The 17,821-nt window shown below is 39.7% G+C and carries 12 protein-coding genes and 1 pseudogene; 1 reads left to right on the top strand and 12 read right to left on the bottom strand.

The genetic code is table 11. From position 1 onward, the window contains the following. Positions 1–120: 120 nt before the first annotated feature. From MST16_RS01120 to MST16_RS01095, 6 genes and pseudogenes are all read right to left on the bottom strand, one after another. The gene (locus MST16_RS01120) at positions 121–1,992 is read right to left on the bottom strand and encodes a DUF262 domain-containing protein (protein WP_110974203.1); all 1,872 of its coding nucleotides are present in this window, start codon (positions 1,990–1,992) and stop codon (positions 121–123) included. A gap of 23 nt (positions 1,993–2,015) precedes the next feature. Then, complete coding sequence (locus MST16_RS01115; protein WP_180010585.1) at positions 2,016–5,264, bottom strand: type I restriction endonuclease subunit R; 3,249 nt, start codon at positions 5,262–5,264, stop codon at positions 2,016–2,018. Next, positions 5,261–6,535: a restriction endonuclease subunit S gene (locus MST16_RS01110; protein WP_180010587.1), complete on the bottom strand. Its 1,275-nt coding sequence runs from the start codon at positions 6,533–6,535 to the stop codon at positions 5,261–5,263. Before MST16_RS01110 ends, MST16_RS01115 begins: the two co-directional genes overlap by 4 nt. Beyond that, positions 6,535–8,820, bottom strand: a complete 2,286-nt coding sequence (locus tag MST16_RS01105; RefSeq protein WP_180010589.1) for a class I SAM-dependent DNA methyltransferase — start codon at positions 8,818–8,820, stop codon at positions 6,535–6,537. The genes MST16_RS01110 and MST16_RS01105 overlap by 1 nt, the downstream gene beginning before the upstream one ends. Before the next feature lie 265 nt (positions 8,821–9,085). Then, the gene (locus MST16_RS01100; protein WP_004884796.1) at positions 9,086–9,316 is read right to left on the bottom strand and encodes an AlpA family transcriptional regulator; all 231 of its coding nucleotides are present in this window, start codon (positions 9,314–9,316) and stop codon (positions 9,086–9,088) included. Between the two features lie 79 nt (positions 9,317–9,395). Next, positions 9,396–9,751, bottom strand: a pseudogene (locus MST16_RS01095) (hydrolase or metal-binding protein); the annotation flags it as partial. 320 nt (positions 9,752–10,071) lie between these two features. Here MST16_RS01095 and MST16_RS01090 point away from each other — a divergent pair. Continuing rightward, positions 10,072–10,551, top strand: a complete 480-nt coding sequence (locus MST16_RS01090) for a spore coat U domain-containing protein (protein WP_180010591.1) — start codon at positions 10,072–10,074, stop codon at positions 10,549–10,551. Here MST16_RS01090 and MST16_RS01085 read toward each other — a convergent pair. The 6 genes from MST16_RS01085 to MST16_RS01060 all read right to left on the bottom strand — a co-directional run bounded on the left by MST16_RS01085 (position 10,548) and on the right by MST16_RS01060 (position 17,731). After that, positions 10,548–11,510 carry a spore coat protein U domain-containing protein gene (locus tag MST16_RS01085; RefSeq protein ID WP_180010593.1) on the bottom strand — a complete coding sequence of 321 codons (963 nt, stop codon included), beginning with the start codon at positions 11,508–11,510 and terminating at the stop codon, positions 10,548–10,550. The genes MST16_RS01090 and MST16_RS01085 overlap by 4 nt on opposite strands. Next, positions 11,501–13,867: a fimbria/pilus outer membrane usher protein gene (locus tag MST16_RS01080; protein WP_180010595.1), complete on the bottom strand. Its 2,367-nt coding sequence runs from the start codon at positions 13,865–13,867 to the stop codon at positions 11,501–11,503. Before MST16_RS01080 ends, MST16_RS01085 begins: the two co-directional genes overlap by 10 nt. 9 nt (positions 13,868–13,876) lie before the next feature. After that, complete coding sequence (locus tag MST16_RS01075; protein WP_180010597.1) at positions 13,877–14,638, bottom strand: molecular chaperone; 762 nt, start codon at positions 14,636–14,638, stop codon at positions 13,877–13,879. Between the two features lie 29 nt (positions 14,639–14,667). Continuing rightward, positions 14,668–15,141, bottom strand: a complete 474-nt coding sequence (locus tag MST16_RS01070) for a spore coat U domain-containing protein (RefSeq protein ID WP_180010599.1) — start codon at positions 15,139–15,141, stop codon at positions 14,668–14,670. Positions 15,142–15,592: 451 nt separating this feature from the next. Continuing rightward, positions 15,593–16,477, bottom strand: coding sequence for a hydrolase or metal-binding protein (locus tag MST16_RS01065; RefSeq protein WP_180010601.1), 885 nt, complete (start codon positions 16,475–16,477; stop codon positions 15,593–15,595). A gap of 195 nt (positions 16,478–16,672) precedes the next feature. Next, positions 16,673–17,731 (bottom strand): YqaJ viral recombinase family protein, encoded by a 1,059-nt coding sequence (locus tag MST16_RS01060; protein WP_180010603.1) that lies wholly within the window; start codon positions 17,729–17,731, stop codon positions 16,673–16,675. Between the last annotated feature and the right edge of the window lie 90 nt (positions 17,732–17,821).

Below are 17,821 nucleotides of genomic sequence, written 5' to 3'. Positions count from 1 at the left end.
TTTTATTCCAGTAGCCACCGAAGTGGCTACTGGAATAAAGTTAAATGTCATTTTAATAAATAATTAAACAATATATTGAATATGTAGAATGATCTAAGATTACCTTGACTTACAGTTTCCTTATAATACAGCTGTAACAACTTGATCTATGTTTGTACGTTGCTCATTTTCATCAGCAAATTTATATTGGTCTATTCTTTGCCCATTAATTGTCCAAGCCAAAAGAGCTAAATTCAATAAAACTTGCTGACGCTGTAGAATCTGCTCCTTTTTCCATTCAGTAAAAGCATACTTATAATCATGGATAAATTGATTGGTTGAGGTATTTTTACCAATACTAAACTCATTATCTAGCATTTTACTCAGTACTAATGCTGAATTTTTATACTCAGATTGCTTTTGTTTAAACCAATCTGCACTTAGGTTATTAAAATTATTAACCGCCTGATTAATCTGACTTTCTAATAATGTCACATTACCTAACATATAAACTTGGCCACTATATTCTAAATAGTCAGCCCCATACTCTTCAGGAATTACATCAGCCTTAGGTGTCTGAGGTAAAATATGTTCAACTTGCAGACTTTGGATAAATCCATGGTCCTTGAGTGGCATATTACAAAGCTCAGCCGCTTTATTTTCCAATGTACCTAGAATATAACGCAGACGATAAAGCGGATTAAAAGCATCATGACGTTTCGTTAAGAAGGTTTGTTTAAATTCTGCCGCCTTTTTAGTTATATATTTTGCAATAGTTTTTTCAACAGCAACTTTTACCTGTTCAATGGTTTTTAAGCCACGGAAATATTGCACCCATATACTAAAATTGTTCTCGTTATATTTTGCCTGTATACCTAATGTATTACTCACAAAAAACAAAGTTTCTAATTGTTTTGCAAGATAATTGATCACTTCATCTTCACAATTAACATCTAAGGCCAACAACAGTAATAAGTGCTGTCTGGACATATATTTATTAATGTAGCCTATATTAACTACAGCAGGGTAAGCTTGATGATGATCAGCTAAACTTGTCGCATTAACTAATTTTGAATAGCGTTCTGAAGCACTCAATAATGCATTTACAAATTCGATTGGTTTATTTTTATAGTTGATTAATGGCTCACCCTCAGAAATGATCCATTTATAAATATCTTCCTCACGTAGAATTCCATTATTACAGTAACGTGCCATTAAGAAATATCGTAGGAAGCGTAATGGGTTCTCCCCTTCCTTACATGCATGGATATTTCCAACAACCATTTTCCATTTAGATTTGATATCCGGAAAATCTTTTTCATTAGCTTCACTAAAAATAAGATTTTTAACCAAATCCATAGCATCCAGGCTTGCCCCACGCTGATTACTGGTTTCAAATATTTTCAATGCGCCATGAAGGTCCGCAGAAACAATAAAAACTAGGACAATTTTATTAAAAAAGAAAGTAATAAAATCAACCAGATGCTCTTGTCCTTCATTCTTCAAACTTGCAATATATTCATACATCGCATCATAGGCAGCCTGCATTTTTTGAATAGATGGCGTAACTTTACCTTTGTATTCTTTTTTATGAATAAGATAGCCTAAATAATTTTGGCTTTCTTCGTATTGCAACTCTACACGGTTTTGATGGGTTGCCGTTTTCATATTGAAAGTCGATAACCATGATTTAATCGCGTTATAAAAGTTTTCAGCAGATTCAGTACGGGTAATACTTTCTAAAAAATCTTTTAATGCACAGAGAGTTAGTACAATTGTAGTAAGACGTTGCTGACCATCTATGACATCATAATTATCCTGTTTTTTAACAATAATTACAGACCCTAGATAGTAGCTCGAATCATTATTTGAAGTTTCAAAAGCATTATCTATATCTGTGATGAATTGTTTTACTTGATCATTAGCTTTCCATACATATTCCCTTTGATAATCAGGAACAATAAAGAATTGATTAATATCTGAAATACTTTTTACTTGGGCATCAATTTGCATTCTCTTTCCCCCTCTCTCTAAAATTACCCACCACTCAACATATCAAAGATCACTCTCGCAAAGATGCTGGCCTTCGCCGGATCAGACAGCAACTGCATCATCTGTTCCTGATGTGCCGCACTACTGCCAAGAATGGCATCATCCATCGCTTTCGGGAAATCACCCAGCATGGCTTGTTCACGGGTATTGTTGGCAATCTGCTTCATGACTATTTCATTCTCAGCCAGTTTGTCACGTACCGTATAGGCATAGTTCAGCATGTCTTTATCGGTTAGGTTATCGGTGATAAAGACATCATTCAGACGCTCAATGATCTGAGACAGGAATTCTTCTTTCTTATCGCGTGGCTTGGCTGCACCGAGGTCATTGCCCGGTTCCAGCTTAAAATCTTCAGCATCTTCTTTCAGCTTGATGTCTTGCTGACGGATCTTGGACAAGCGGTAATGGCTCATACTGACATTACTTAGATCCACCTCATCGTCTTTCGTTGCGGTTTCTCGCAGCAATGGACGCAGGTTACGCGCATACAGACTGAGCTTCTCCAGTTCTTTGTCATCGTAGTCCACGATCTGCGACATAAACTCGTAAAAACGAGTAAAGCTTCCCAAGTCTTTTTTAAAGATTTCCAGCTTGTCTTTTTCAAGCTTAGCCTCTTTAAAGGCATTGTCGGCATTGGCAATCAGCACTGCATCATTGGTTTTCTTGCAGCGTTCCAGCATGTCACGGGTGGTGTTATAGGCTTCGATGGCCTGACTATAACGTTTCTGCCAGCGTTCAACCGCGGGTTTGCAGATATTACTGATCGCAGCATTGGATTTGTTCTTGGTAAAAAAGGCTTCTACAAACTGTTCAACTTCCGTCCACAGAAAAATCTTGGTAGCTTTCAGCTTTTCAAACAAGTCAAAGATCTGATCCGGATTCGATACATCAGCCAGTTCTGCGGTTTGATAGTAAGGCTGGAAGGCCCCAAGAATGTCTTCAGGATCGTTAAAGAAATCCAAGACAAAGGTGCCAGATTCCGCTTTGCCCGGATAGGTACGGTTCAAGCGTGACAAGGTTTGTACGCACTCAACACCACCCAGCTTTTTGTCTACGTACATGGCACACAGTTTCGGTTGGTCAAAGCCAGTCTGGAACTTGTTGGCCACCAGCATCACCTGATAGTCATCACTATCAAAGGCCTTACGCATTTCCCGCCCTTTCAGTCCCGGGTTCATGTTGCGTTCATTAAAGGTCTGCCCGACTAAACCACTGCTGTCGGTATCCTTGTCATTAAACTCAACCTCACCCGAGAATGCGACCATAGCCTGAATGGACTTATAGCCCTGATCCGTCACGTATTTATCAAAAGCGAGCTTGTAACGCACCGCTTCTTTACGTGAACTGGTCACCACCATGGCTTTGGCTTGTCCACCCAATAAGCCCATCACGTTATTTTTGAAATGCTCGACAATGACTTTCACTTTCTGAGAAATGTTGTGGTCATGCAGGCGCACCCACTGATTCAGTCTGATCTTGGCTTTTTTGGCATCGACCTGTTTGTCGGCTTCTTCAATTTTCTGTTTGAGCTTATACACCACTTTATAGTTGGTATAGTTTTTCAGCACATCCAAAATAAAGCCTTCTTCAATTGCTTGGCGCATGGAGTAGACATGGAAAGCTTCCGGCTTGTTTTGCTTGGATGGCGGTAGCTCAGGATTGGGTACACGGCCAAACAGTTGCAGGGTTTTGTCTTTAGGTGTCGCGGTAAAGGCATAGTAGCTGAGGTTATTACTGCCCTTACGTGCAGCCACCACCGCATCCAGAATATCTTCCGAAGACAGTTCAGCATCCTCTTCGCGCTCTTCCAGCATCAACACTTCTTTGAGTTGTCGTGCCGTAGAGCCGCTTTGTGAAGAATGCGCTTCATCGGCAATCACCGCATAACGTCGCTGTTTCAGATTGGTACTGTTTTCAATCGCACGCAGCACAAAGGGGAAAGTCTGGATGGTCACAATAATAATCGGCTGTGAGGTTTCCAGTGCCTTGGCCAGTTTTTCCGATTTGGAGCCATCGCCTTCTTTATTATTGATGCGTCCGACCACGCCATCGGCATGTTCAAACTGGTAGATGGTGTCCTGTAACTGGGCATCCAGAATAGTACGGTCAGTGACCACAATCACCGAATCAAACAGTTTCTGATTGTGTTGATCGTACAGGGTCGACAGCTGATGTGCTGTCCAGGCAATCGAGTTGGACTTACCTGAACCTGCACTGTGCTGAATCAGATATTTCTGTCCAGTGCCCTCCTCTAAGGCGGCATTGATCAGTTTGGTGACCACATTCCACTGGTGGTAACGCGGGAAGATCAGCAGTTCTTTTTTGTACTTGCGGCCTTCCCAGTCTTCTTTTTCTTCAATTTGCAGATGGACAAAACGTCCAATGATATTCAGCAAATTGTCCGGTGTGAGAACTTCGTTCCACAGATAGGCCGTAGCGTACTGATTCTGGTCTTCTGGCACATCATTGCCTGCGCCACCGTCATGCGTGCCTTTATTGAATGGCAGGAAGAAAGTATCTTCTCCGGCCAGTTGGGTCGCCATATAGACTTCGTATTGACTCACGGCAAAATGTACCAATGCGCCACGCTTAAACGTCAGCAAGGGTTCAGGCTTGTTGGTTTCTGGATCTTTCGGCAAGCGGGTGCGTTTGTACTGCAACATGGCATTCTGCACCGCCTGCTTAAACTCGGACTTGAGTTCCAGTGTTGCCACCGGAAAGCCGTTGATAAACAATACCAAGTCAATACGCCATTTCTTGGCCTGTTTGCCCATGTCCTGTAACTCGGCAGCCGTAGCATACGGGCTATAGACCAACTCTGGCACAATGCGGCAGATGTTCTTTTTGTAATTGGCTAAGGTATCGGGATTCAGCGCATGTTCTGGTTTAAACTGACAGAGGAAAAAACGTGCGCTGCGGGTTTTAACTCCGTGACGCAGTACACCTAAAGTGCCATAGCTACGTGACTGTTCATCAGTGGCATTGATGTCGGCTTTCTTCAGCTGGGCAACCACGGTTTCTAGAAAATGCCGTTCGGTATCTTGCGGAAAGATGCGCTGAAACTTCTGCCAGTCTTGTGCTTGGGTTTGTTGCACAAAATCTAGTACGTCTTGCTCATACAAGGCGGTTTCACGGTTGTAGCCTTGTGGCGTACCGAGTTGCCAGCCCTGAGCCAGCATCTGCTGAATGATGTCGTTCTGGAAAATGCTTTCACGGGTGGCATCTAGACTCATGCGCTTAACTCCGGGTGTGCCTCAGCAACCGTTGGGGCTTGCCAGTGGCGAACGTCAATCTTTCCAGTCACTGCGGCTGAGATTAAGGCGGTTCGGCGCTCTTGCATGAGCTGAATTGCGGATTCTGCTTTTAATATCATTTCATCAAATTTCGTTAATTCCATACCCACAAATTTCACTATTTCACATTGCTCACTTAGTGGAGGTAACGGAAATTTTTCTGGTGCAATATGTTTATTATTTATTTGAGGTACAGTTGATACATCTGCAATATCATCCAATCCTCTCGTTTTTAACAATAACGCAAAATATTCCGTTATCCCTTGTTTCCCAATTTTCCACCCCATTAAATTAGGATCAATGACTGAATCAACTTCTATAACATTAACTTTATTCGTAAAGATTGCTGCTCCACGTTTTGGAAAAACAATATAATTTTTTTCAGCTTTACAAAATTTAGCTCTTCTTTCTGAGACAAACCAGTCAATATTACTTAGTTTGAATGTTTCTGCCGATAAGGATGAAACCTTAATAAAGGGTAATGATCCTTGATCAGTAACATCATCTTCTTGAATAGATTCAGAGCCAAATAAGGTTCCTATATAGCCACCTTTTATAATTTTCCAATGCTCCGGCACTTCCCCTAACCATTCCACACCCGAATCTTTCATCGGGACATTGGGATCGAGTCCTTTGGTCACGGCATGGCTAATCACCGCCTGGCGTTTTTCTTTGAGCAGTTCAATCAGTTGTTGTTGTTGTTCAATCAGGTGATCGATTTTGGCGGTTTCATGGTCGAGGAAATTTCTAATCTGATTTCGTTCGAAAACACTGGGAGGTACAGAAAACTCAAAATTATTGAGGTTCTCTTGTGTCATACTTGGTAAAGCTGTATTAGTTGAATAGCGATTAAAGAGAATAGTTTTGCTTAAGTAATAAAAATATTTTACATCAATGTCCTTATTCACTTCAGTGTAATACATCGTATCAACTGTCCAAAATGGCTCATCAATATAAAGTGGTTTATCAATTGTCCCTTTGCGCCCCAAGAGCACTGAAGGCCTATTAAACATATAAGTAGAGCTAAAAGTAAATTGCCCACCCGATCCCATAACAGGGAAGCCTGTTTCAGTTTCTACATGCTTATAATCTTGACCATTTCTAATTTTTGCCAAGAATTTTAATCGCGTTAATTTCCAATGACTCGGAATCTCACCTAACCATTGAACACCTGAATCCTTATACTCCGCATAGGCCTGATACTTTGCCATTAGGAATGCACCTCTTGCAGCAGCTGCATAATCTCGGCACTCACTGCATCCAGATCGGCATCAATCTCAGCTAAGTCACGCGGTGGCTGGTACACGTAGAAATGACGGTTAAACGGAATTTCATAACCCACAATACCAATCTCGCCATCTTTTTCATCGCGCTTGTCGGCATTGATCCATGCATCAGGCACGTGTGGCTGTACTTCACGTTTGAAGTAATCTTCAATCAGTTCCGTGGTACTGACTTTTGGATTCAGTGCAATGTTCTCGGCATCACGCAAATCCCCATCCTGCACAAACTCGACCACTTTGCCCTGGTAGCTGAACTGGCCATATAGTGGATTTTCCGCCTGTTTCACGACCTTGTTAATCACTGGTTCTGCTTCCGGATTCTTCCAAGTAATGACATCTAACAGCTGTTTCTTCTCTTTGGCATCCAGCTTGATGTCGGTCTGCTTGAGGGCTTTTTTCAGCACTTCATCAAACTGGTTAAAGTCATCAAACTGCTCAGTGCCGATCACGGCCTGTAACGCTTGGGCTTTTTCCATCAGGGCTTTCTGCAACAGCCAGATTTTGCTGTCCAGTACCTCTTTAATGTCTTTTTCTTTTAGCTCAGGGAATTCCGCTTTAATCAGGGCACGCACCTCAAGGGCAACGTCCTGCAACTGACCATAAGTTTCAGCAGTCCATGCTGTACCAAAGGCTGTGCCCAATTGCGCATCGATGCTTTGCATCACGGCATTAAACGGTTTCGGGGCAAAGCGTAATGCAGCAATCGCGCTATCCGTGATCTGTGCCGATAAACGTAATGGACGTTCAATGGTCACGCGACGGTAGCCAAATTCATGGCTGTCAAAAATCTTGCTGGCGAATGGTTTTTGCTGTTCGGTTTCGCCATCGTTTGCCAAAGTATCTACCGCGACAAAGTCACCGTAATTTTGGGTAATGGTGGCAATTTCAGCTTCAGTCAGATAGTTACGTTTTGAACCCAACGACTTACGCATTTTGGTACTGAGGTGGGAGGCATTGATCAGTTGTACCTTGCCTTTGCGTTCAGCGGCTTTTTTATTGCTGAGTACCCAGATATAGGTGGCAATCCCGGTGTTGTAGAACATGTCGTTCGGTAAGGCAATAATGGCTTCAAGCAAGTCGGCCTCTAAAATGTAGCGACGGATCTCGCTTTCGCCACTGCCTGCACTACCGGTAAATAAAGGTGAACCATTCAGGATAATGCCAATGCGGCTACCGCTCTCGCTACTACTGGCATCACGCATCTTGCTGATCAGGTGCATCAGGAATAATAGTGAGCCATCCGATACCCGTGGCAAGCCTGCACCGAAACGGCCATCAAAGCCCTTGTGTTCATGCTCGTCCTTGATGTCCTGTTCGATCTTTTTCCAGTCCACGCCAAAGGGTGGATTCGACAGCATGTAGTCAAACTGATCCACAGCAAGCTGGTCATTCGACAAGGTATTGCCCAGTTTGATTCGGCTTACATCCTGACCTTTAATCAGCATGTCGGCTTTACAGATGGCGTAGGATTCTGGATTGAGTTCCTGACCAAAAGCACGCATCACCGCATTCGGATTCAGCTCATGCAGATATTCCATACCGGAAGAGAGGAAGCCACCTGTCCCCGCTGTAGGATCGTAAATGGTGCGGATAATGCCGTCCTTGGTCAGTACGTCATCATCTTCCATAAACACCAGTGCCGTGGTCAGACGTACAATGTCACGCGGGGTAAAGTGTTCCCCTGCGGTTTCATTAGAACCTTCGGCAAAACGACGGATCAGTTCTTCAAACACCAAACCCATGTCATGGTTGGATACGTTCTTTGGACTCAGATCTGTGGTGGCAAACTTTTGCACGACTTTATACAAAAGGTTGGCATCATCGAGTAAGCCTGCAAATTCGATGAAGTTAAAGTATTCAAAAATCTCACGGGCATCTTTAGAGAAACTTTGCACATAAGTGCTTAAGTTGGCCTTGATATCACTCTGCCCCATTTTGCTGAGATCCATTGGGGAGGTGTTAAAGAAGGCTAGACCGTTGGTGGCACGCAGCAATAACTTTTCTTGTGCTTCTTCTGGCAGATTCAGCTTGGAGACTTTTTCATGTTCTGCCAGTACCGCCGCCTTGCTTTCTTCCAGTACACATTCCAGACGACGCAACAAGGTGAATGGCAGAATGATGCGGCCATATTGCGATTGTTTGAAGTCACCACGCAGCAGGTCGGCAACCGACCAGATGAAAGAAGCGATTTGTGAAAAGTTATTGTTGGTCATAGTGTTCTGAAAAATCCTGGTTCTTATTTGACGCAGTAGCATCAACTGAAAACTTGCTTACCTTTATCTTACTGAAATTTTGTTGAACTTTTGGAAAAAAATAGTGATTAATCACTGAATTGATTTCACTCAGCGACAGAAAATGTCGTTTAAAGCATCTTTTGATTGTAGTAGTGAATGGCTTGATTCATTTTATTCTTTAGATTTTTAACATTTCCATAGTTTACTGAAAACCAAAAAATAAGGGAGCCGAAGCTCCCCACTTTTATTCACGATTTTCCAGCTTATCTTCAATCCATTGATTTATTTCCCAAGCTGACCAGCCAATACGAGATTCACTTAGTCGCACAGGCTTTGGAAAAGTAGGATCGTAGTATTTTGATTTCTCATTGATCATTTCATAGATTTTAGCTCGACTAATACTTGTAAATTGAACCACCTCTTTAATATTAACGATTTGATTCATCGGGAAAGTTTGACCAACAAATGCATTCATGATGTTTACTCCTATCTCATGATTTCGAGCAACTCGCTCATGAGATACGGCAATCTCGTAAGGTTTTACCCTGTACGATTTAATTTAAAGCCGTCACTGATCCTTTCAATCCCTGCTGAATATTAAATTCAGGCTGCGTTTCCTCAATCTGCTGGCCTTCAACAGGCTGATAAAACTCCTCAATTACATCCAAACCTTCCTCCATGTCTACGTCCATCCTTCCATTCCCAAAGCCCTTCCTTGCAGTAAAGTCCAAAGCCTCCTGATAAAACCCCGCCTGCTTGCTCTGTTCATCAATTTGCTTCGCCTGAATAATCGCATCATTCAGGCTAATGCCCTCCTGTAAAGTAAGACACACCTAGTAAACAGTTTGATGAAACTCTGTACGGTGGACGTTCCTCTGAGCATCACTTGCATCAATAGGCACGAGAGTAGATCAATTTGATTCAAATTCAAAATGAAGCTATCTCGTATGTTGAAAGAAAATTATAGTTTTAGAATCTTTTATTTTCAGGGGAGATTACCCAAGCAGTCTAACTATTAACTTAAGTTGAATATTCTTTTGGTTAAAAAAACTATAATATTTCGTTGAAACTTTAAAACGGATATAAGTGTTACTTTTCTGAATTGAACTAATCTATTCAACAAAGTTAACACTTTAAAATTATCTCATTGTTATAGAAGAATTGCGTGAATTGTATTATTCTAGGTATGAAAAATACTTGTTGAATATTAAAGTGTTGGGGATATAAATTATGAAAAAATTAAAATACTCTTTAGGTTTCATAATCTTACTATCTTCAATTGCCTACACCCAGATAAATGATAATTCTTCAACCAACTTCAAAGTGCAACTCACTGTAACAGAACGTTGTGAAATTCAAAGCAGTCAGTCTCAAGAAATTGATTTTGGATCTATTCAGAGATCTACCAATAATGTTACTAGCTCAGGTAATTTAAATATTAGTTGTACTCAAGATACACCTTACTCAATAGCTTTACATAGTGATAAGGTATTGAAAAACACTCAAGACAGCTCTATACAGATTCCTTATCAACTCTATCAGGATGCTGGCTTCAAAACTGTTTGGGGGAATTCATCAGAAGCAGTTTACTCAAATACGGGAACAGGCACTGACCAAGCTTTTAAAATTTGGGCAAAAATTAATGATGGTGCGACAAATGTTCCAGCGGGTGTTTATAGCGATAACGTAATAGCGACTATAACCTATTAATAAGTGAGTGTAATAGTAATCGTGTCATGATAGCTGCCTGCACTTTTAATTGATTGTACTGGTACGCTTCCATAGACTGGAATAAATTCTGGATTATTATTACCACTACCCTTTCTTAAAGTAAATTGATCCCACTTCTGAGCTCTTCCACTATCTAAATATAAATCATAATTAATATAATCACGGCCATTAAACATACGTCTTTGGCTACCCGAGGCATATCTCCCATTATTTAAGCTGACATTCCATGATACCCGGTTTGGACACTGCAATGAAATTTGCCCACTCGTACGTAGCTCAGTTGATAAATTACTGATCTGTCCAAAGTCTAAATCACTAGCTGAGAGTAAAACACATGCATTTTCATACTCAGCCAATACAGTCATATTAGCAGAATGACTTAAACGAGAAGTTAAGACATTATTATCAGTAGGTTGAGTATTACCTCGAGCAAATGCATATAAAATTTCTGTTGATAAAGTTAAGGATCTATAAGTTCCTGCAAAAGTATTTTGGTTAGGGTATAAATATCCATATATTGGAATAGTACCTCTCACTTCTTGTCCCGAAGTCGCCCTATAATCATAACAACCGGATGTATTGAGCTGATTTCTAATTACATTATTGTAACCAGCATCATAAAAAAGGTTATATGACAGACTGCTGAATAAATTATAGATGTAGCGTCTTGTTTCATTAGAAAACCAACTATCTGCTGTCAAACATACTCTAAAGTTTGTTGGTGCATTATTTTCCGGATCACACACCACTTCAACTGTAGTAAAAGCTCGCCCTCCTCCAATATTAACTTCGCCGAAATTCAAAGTAGTGGGTGATGAGATTCTACATTTAGCTGCTTGAGTTTCACCTGCCAGCATTACACCTAAAAAGAGACTGGATATAAAAGTGAAATTTTTAATTGATAAATAATAATGCATTGGTTTTTTTATTATTCGCATATCAATTCTCCTAAATCAATAATACCTTTTTGGTCACTTAAGTCTTTTATTTCAAAGCTACAAATCTGATCATTTTGCTTTAAATAGAATTTATTAGCTTTAGGATTCTCAATATAAATCATGCCATCATGTGCAACTATAGTAAGAGGTCCGGTATCTTCTAAATTAAAATCTTCGGTAGCCCAAACATTAGTTCCGGCTTTTATGAAATTTCCATTTGCTTGTTTAATGACTGCTTGAATGGCTAATATTTGAGAAATAGGAAACTCAAGGAATACTCCACTCGCATATCTTGGAACAGCATTCTTGACTGTGGTTTCAATATGATAATCTGGAGGTAATTCTAATGGATCAATTGTAATACGGTTATTTTGATATGGGTTTAGGGAAGTAACCACTAACTCCCCATTTTTATTCGTTTTTCCTACATATCTATTTTCTAATTTAACGGGAATATCAGAAATTTGCGAGGTTGAAATTAAGGCAAAAGAATCAAAAGAACGCTGCATTGGAAAAAAACTTTGATTCATCATCAATACACTACCACTTAATGCACTATTGGCTATCCGAGATGAAATGTTTTTTGATTTGACTTCCTGAAAACCAATGTTCCACTCACCATAATCATGCATTTGAGCAATCTGAGCCTGAATATTTTGTGTATCTCTAGCCGTGTCTGCTTGAAGCTGCCAGCCCCATCCTCCAACATCACGTGAAATAGCCTGACGTGCGTTTAAGGATAGTTTTTCCTGTTCTTGATCTTGCTGATAAGAAAAATTCACAGTACGCTTCTTTTCTAGCGGAATATTTAGACTCAAGTAATATCTTGTATCTTCTTGAGTTAAGTCATGATTTGCACTTAGATTAAGATAATAGTTATTAGGAAACGAATAGGACCAGTTGAATGTTATAAACTCATTCGATGAAGCTGGAGAATATTCTTGATATATATAACTTGTGCCAAATTGACCTAATCTATTATTAAAGCCTAGAAAAACCTGATCAGATCTTTTAGGAAAATTAGAACTATTGAGGCCTGCAATATCATAATACTGACCAGACTGACGGGTTGTATTATAAAAGAAATTCAAATATTGAGAATTCCAACTATACCCCAACTGGTAAAGAGTCCCGTTAGAATGTCTATAGTCGCTGAATGAGTAAGCAGCATTAAGCATACCAGCCCGCCCCCCTAATCTTTGAATTACTCCTCCACCTATTAAATAAAGATCAGGGGCAAATTCTATATGGCTTTCTATAGTTAAATCTTTTGTTAAACCATAACGATAACTTGCATTCCCCACAAGATCATCATCATATTTGAAAGACTGTTCACCGTAAGCTAAACGTGTTTGGCCTAAACTAAAAGACCAATCACTTAATTTATCCTTCAAAAGCTGATTAGTGCCATATAAAGAAAAATTTAAAATTCGTTGTTGTCCATTTATATCCGTAACAATAACTTGAGCCTGTCCTGTTCCAGTAATAATCGGAACAGTTTCTATTTCAAATTGCCCGGGTACAACTTGTTGACTTGTCTGCTTTAACCCATTAATAAATAGATCAACAGTAGAAGGTAAGCTTACTTCACCTTTGAATGATTCTAATGGGGTAGTGATTTGATAAGGTTGGAGAGAAAAATTTTTAGAAAAACTTACTCCGCCCAGACGCGTAGATCTAGACCAGACTAATGATTTAGATTGCACATCGCCAATTCTTATTGTTAACATTTTTTCAGGAAAATCACGTTGCCAATAGGTATCCAACACCAAAGCATTCAACTCAGAATTTTGATTTGTATGCGTATAGCTATAGTTGGAGGACACACTTAAAATCCCCCCCTCACCTAACCCAAACAAGCGAAATTCGTTAGTTCCATTAAGACTAAAATAGTCTTCCGAATATTGGCTATAAAAATCATAATTCAATAAAACTCCCGGCCTATCCTGAACCGGATCTAGTTTTGCGGGTTCAATAACATTATAAGCTGTATACTGAGAAATTTTATTTAGAGCTCTAATATCAACATTAAAATATATTTTTTGATTTAAACTATCATAATTATAGTCTATAAAAGGTATATCTTCTAAAAGATAATATTCAGCTGAGCTAGCATTTATATTAGTAGGTAAATTTAGTTTAAGTTGTTGTAGGGTATCTTTAAATACGAAAAGCTGATCATCTTTTTGAAGAAATCGCCCCAGAACATTAGGATCAGATTGATTCAAAATAACATCTAAAAATAGCTCTTGCTGAATGGGCGAGTTAAAATCAGGAATATTTATTTGATTGGCCTCTACTTCCTGTGTAGATAGGATTCCCAACAAAATTAAATGACAATAATTACCTTTCATCATTATAAAAATTTATTTATTTTTAATAGGTAATACTTGTTCTTTAATATCGGAATTAATAACAGCCTGAAATTTTCCTAACCCATTATCAGGTAATTTTTGAGGAAGTATCCATGACATAGTTTGACCTGCTAAAACATATCCCATTAAGCCGGGAATCAAGGGTGTTTTTTTCCCGTTTGCTGCTACATAGTTAAGCTGGCTTATACGTATATAAGAATTAGAGAGATTTTTTACTGAAAACTGCCCTTGCGTATATTTAAATTGAATACTATCAAGTGCAGTTACTCCATTATTAATCTTAGAAGTCTGAGAACTCTTATAGAATACAGGAATTGAATATTGCAAAAGTATATTAAGGCCAGAATTATTTTGTTGCTGAGAGTTATCTGGTAATTCATCCACTAGAAGACGAAAAGCTTGCTCTTGGGAGATATTTACACTGGCAGGCTTGATTAATCGAACTAACTGTCTTTGGCCAGGCTTAATTTCAGTAATAAGCGGACTAGCAATTAAATCTTTTGTTGGGATTAGGGTTTCTTGGCTCTTTAGTTGAGACCATTGTTGTACACGCACTTGAGCACGTATATTGGTCGAACCTGTATTTGTAAGCCAAAATTCTTTCGCTTTATCGCTAGGTGTGAACTCTACCAAAATTGGGGATACTTGCAAACTAGCTGCTTGAGCCAAAGAAAAGGAGGAAACTAAGAAAGCCGAAAAAGTCAAAGTATGAAAAAATTTTACATACAATACTTTTTTAAGAACAGTTTTCAATAGCCCCTTCTCCTTGTTATAAAACCAAATTAGTAAAGAATTTTAGCAGTTACAGTGTCAGTATAAACACCAGCCTTAACGTTGGTGTTTCCTTTTAGTTTTGCATGCACAGTAAGACTATCTACTCCGCCTGTACCTGTTTTTACTAAAGCAGCATCCTCTGTATCACCCCAAATTTTTTGAGTACCAGCATCTTGGAATAAATCATAGTTGATAAACGATGTACTATCATTAGCATGAGTCATTTTTCGTTGACTATCCAGTACAACTTTATAAGGAGTACCAATTGTACAAGTTGCCGTTAATGTACCTGTTTGCAACTTATTAGCATCAGTAGAGCGATCCAAACTTCCAAAATCGATATCTGTAGCTGAGTTAAATTCACATGACTCATTAATCGTTAACTTTACTTCAAAAGTCTGAGTAGGAGCTGTTGCTGCTTGAGCTACAGAAGTACCTAAAATGGCTGAAAGAAGAACAGAAACGTATGTAATTTTACTCATGAGAATAACCCTATATATTAAGTTGTACTTCACTTGAAAAATTTAATGAAGTTTTAGAATACAGTAGACGACAGAATATACGCTCATTTAATAGACAAGTACATAATTTTTTATAATAAATTAAGTACTTTACCATAAATAAACACACCCAAAAAGGTTGGATTTAAAACAAACTCCTTCTATCTTCTTACAAAAAAAAGAGTGATGAAAACCACAATCAGGCATCATATTGTGATTTTTTAGCAATGATATAAAATTATTCAAAATATGTAAACATGATTAAAACCATAAAAAAATCGAGAAAAACGATTTTGATTTTGTACATTAGATATGCTTATTAAAGTATTGAGAGGACATATCATCAGTCAAGCAAAATCATGAATGAAATAAAGTCACGAATAAACAATTTTTTAACCCTCTCAATACTATCTAAGATTTTACCCTTTTCGATCTAATTCAAAGCCGTCACTGATCCTTTCAATCCCTGCTGAATATTAAATTCAGGCTGCGTTTCCTCAATCTGCTGGCCTTCAACAGGCTGATAAAATTCCTCAACCACATCCAAACCTTCCTCCATGTCTACGTCCATCCTTCCATTCCCAAAGCCCTTTCTGGCAGTAAAGTCCAAAGCCTCCTGATAAAACCCAGCTGCTTTACTTTGCTCATCAATCTGTTTGGCTTGGGTAATCGCATCATTCAGACTAATCCCTTCTCTTAAAGTCAGATCCACGTAATAGACTGGTTGACGATAACTCTGTGTCGTACTCTTGCCCCGCAATATCAATTGCAAGGGTAGACATGACAACAACCCTCCTGAAGCTGCATGGTAATAGTTCAACCGTGCTGCCAAAGTCCGAATACTGTTAAAGCCTGTAGTTCTAAAGACGAAGGTACCAAACTCATCCGATTCATCTAAGTTCACATGCAAACGCCCGTAGGGCTTGCAGTTCCCTCCTTGAGCCAATGGACATAAATCGGGGGATGGACAGGGATGTTGCTCCACGCCTTGGTTGGTTAAACGTTGGCAGGTTTCTCCATTACCGACACAGATAGGTCTTCCAGTCTGTCGGTCAAATAAGGTGTATTCAGCGCGTAAGTTCAGATCAGGATCATTAAAGATCATTCTGACGGGGATTGAGCGCAACTTTTGATTAGGCGTATTGGCTCGAAGCTGATCATCTAATGGATGTTTGATCCAGCCTTCTTTGCTTTGAATCTGGGAAGTAATGGTGAATTGATCATCTTTTTCCGGTAAGCGTTTGCCACTCTTTTCAACCATACGACCGATACTGATACGCCCCAAAATTGGAGGGGTAATTGCTAAACCTTTAATCATGTTGATATTCCTTAATGTATTACCTTACAAATTTGGGTCTATGTATGTAGGTCAGAACAAGGACCAAATAAGTTACCCAAAGAATGTAGAGCCAGATAAAGTGCTACAGAGATCGCGACCGATTTGCTCTCTACCGAAGGGTAGAGAGCGGGGAGCGATTTTTGTGAATTTTTGATTTGGTGCTGTAGATAGGGCTTAGTCGGTATAGATGTTAAATCGACGACTGCCTTGCTTTTGAAGTGGATAAAGCTCGATGAGTTCAGGCTGGTGCTGAAGCAATGCTTTGGTATTGAGGCTGATAGAGTCCTTGGCTTTCTTCCAGACTACTGAGCCATGAGCAAAGACCGCCCTTTCCTTGTCTTGCATCATCATTTGAATTTCATGTTTAAGCTGGTCAAAGCGTTCCTGCTTATGCTGAATCTCTTCTTTCATTTTGATGAGCTGGTCGAACATCAAATTGGCATTTTCATTTTGCGAAAGATCCTCTACCGTTAAAGGTACATGCGCTGGATAAAGTTGTTGAATCGCTTTAGCTGCGGATTCACTTGCATCCACGGATGGTGGTGTATCCTTTTCCACGCATTCCCAGAAATATCGTTCTGCTTGAACAATATGTTCAATCACGGATTCTGATCGTGTCACTTTGAAGATCTTGGTTTCATGCCCACAGATCAAGACACAAACATGCGCTGCCTGTTTACCAGTCACCGCCAGTTGATGTTGCACCTGACACAGCACATATAAAGGTACACCATCACGCCACAATTTTGCTCCATGCTCACCTGCGGTTTTGCATTCCAAAATTTGGACTTCATCGCTGCCGACTACGCTGTAATCCAGATTGGCTAGCATAAAGTGTTTATCGGGATCAGGATGCTGAAGTACCGCATTGATCCGTCGCACCTTGTTATAGGTGCGCATGCTATAGAACTCTGCCACCAAAGGTTCCAGTTGCTTGCCCCAATACAACGGTGCGACACCTGAGCTTTCATCTTCTATGAATTGAGCCTGCCGTCCTGTTTTGATCAGCCAGAGTTCCAACATCGACATGTAGGGATTGAGACCACAGGCAGTCGCAGCATCACTACTACCAATGCCTTGCTTACGCACTTCAAGCCAGTCCTGATATTCCATCCCTTTGGTATTAACCAATCGCTTGGCTGCTGTTGAGCGTTTGGTGGTGATGGTTGGTGTGACTACAATCTTTGATCCTATAGTCGTAGGCTGATGGGAAATAGATACAATTTGATTCATGGAATTATCCTTATAAATTCTGATCTCTGTAAAAGAAATGCATAAAAAAGCCATACCCGACACGAGGTCGGGTATGGCGATTTGTTTGCT

Origin of the sequence: Acinetobacter sp. YH16040_T (assembly GCF_024605785.1) — a bacterium.
Taxonomy (GTDB): Bacteria; Pseudomonadota; Gammaproteobacteria; order Pseudomonadales; family Moraxellaceae; genus Acinetobacter; species Acinetobacter amyesii.
Note: the sequence above shows the minus strand (reverse complement) of the source record. Positions and strands in the feature narration are given on the sequence as shown.

Coding starts and splice junctions, on each gene's coding strand:
- MST16_RS01070 (WP_180010599.1), bottom strand. CDS start 15,141: ATGAGTAAAATTACATACGTTTCTGTTCTTCTTTCAGCCATTTTAGGT.
- MST16_RS01120 (WP_110974203.1), bottom strand. CDS start 1,992: ATGCAAATTGATGCCCAAGTAAAAAGTATTTCAGATATTAATCAATTC.
- MST16_RS01080 (WP_180010595.1), bottom strand. CDS start 13,867: ATGATGAAAGGTAATTATTGTCATTTAATTTTGTTGGGAATCCTATCT.
- MST16_RS01085 (WP_180010593.1), bottom strand. CDS start 11,510: ATGCGAATAATAAAAAAACCAATGCATTATTATTTATCAATTAAAAAT.
- MST16_RS01060 (WP_180010603.1), bottom strand. CDS start 17,731: ATGAATCAAATTGTATCTATTTCCCATCAGCCTACGACTATAGGATCA.
- MST16_RS01105 (WP_180010589.1), bottom strand. CDS start 8,820: ATGACCAACAATAACTTTTCACAAATCGCTTCTTTCATCTGGTCGGTT.
- MST16_RS01115 (WP_180010585.1), bottom strand. CDS start 5,264: ATGAGTCTAGATGCCACCCGTGAAAGCATTTTCCAGAACGACATCATT.
- MST16_RS01110 (WP_180010587.1), bottom strand. CDS start 6,535: ATGGCAAAGTATCAGGCCTATGCGGAGTATAAGGATTCAGGTGTTCAA.
- MST16_RS01100 (WP_004884796.1), bottom strand. CDS start 9,316: ATGAATGCATTTGTTGGTCAAACTTTCCCGATGAATCAAATCGTTAAT.
- MST16_RS01065 (WP_180010601.1), bottom strand. CDS start 16,477: ATGATTAAAGGTTTAGCAATTACCCCTCCAATTTTGGGGCGTATCAGT.
- MST16_RS01090 (WP_180010591.1), top strand. CDS start 10,072: ATGAAAAAATTAAAATACTCTTTAGGTTTCATAATCTTACTATCTTCA.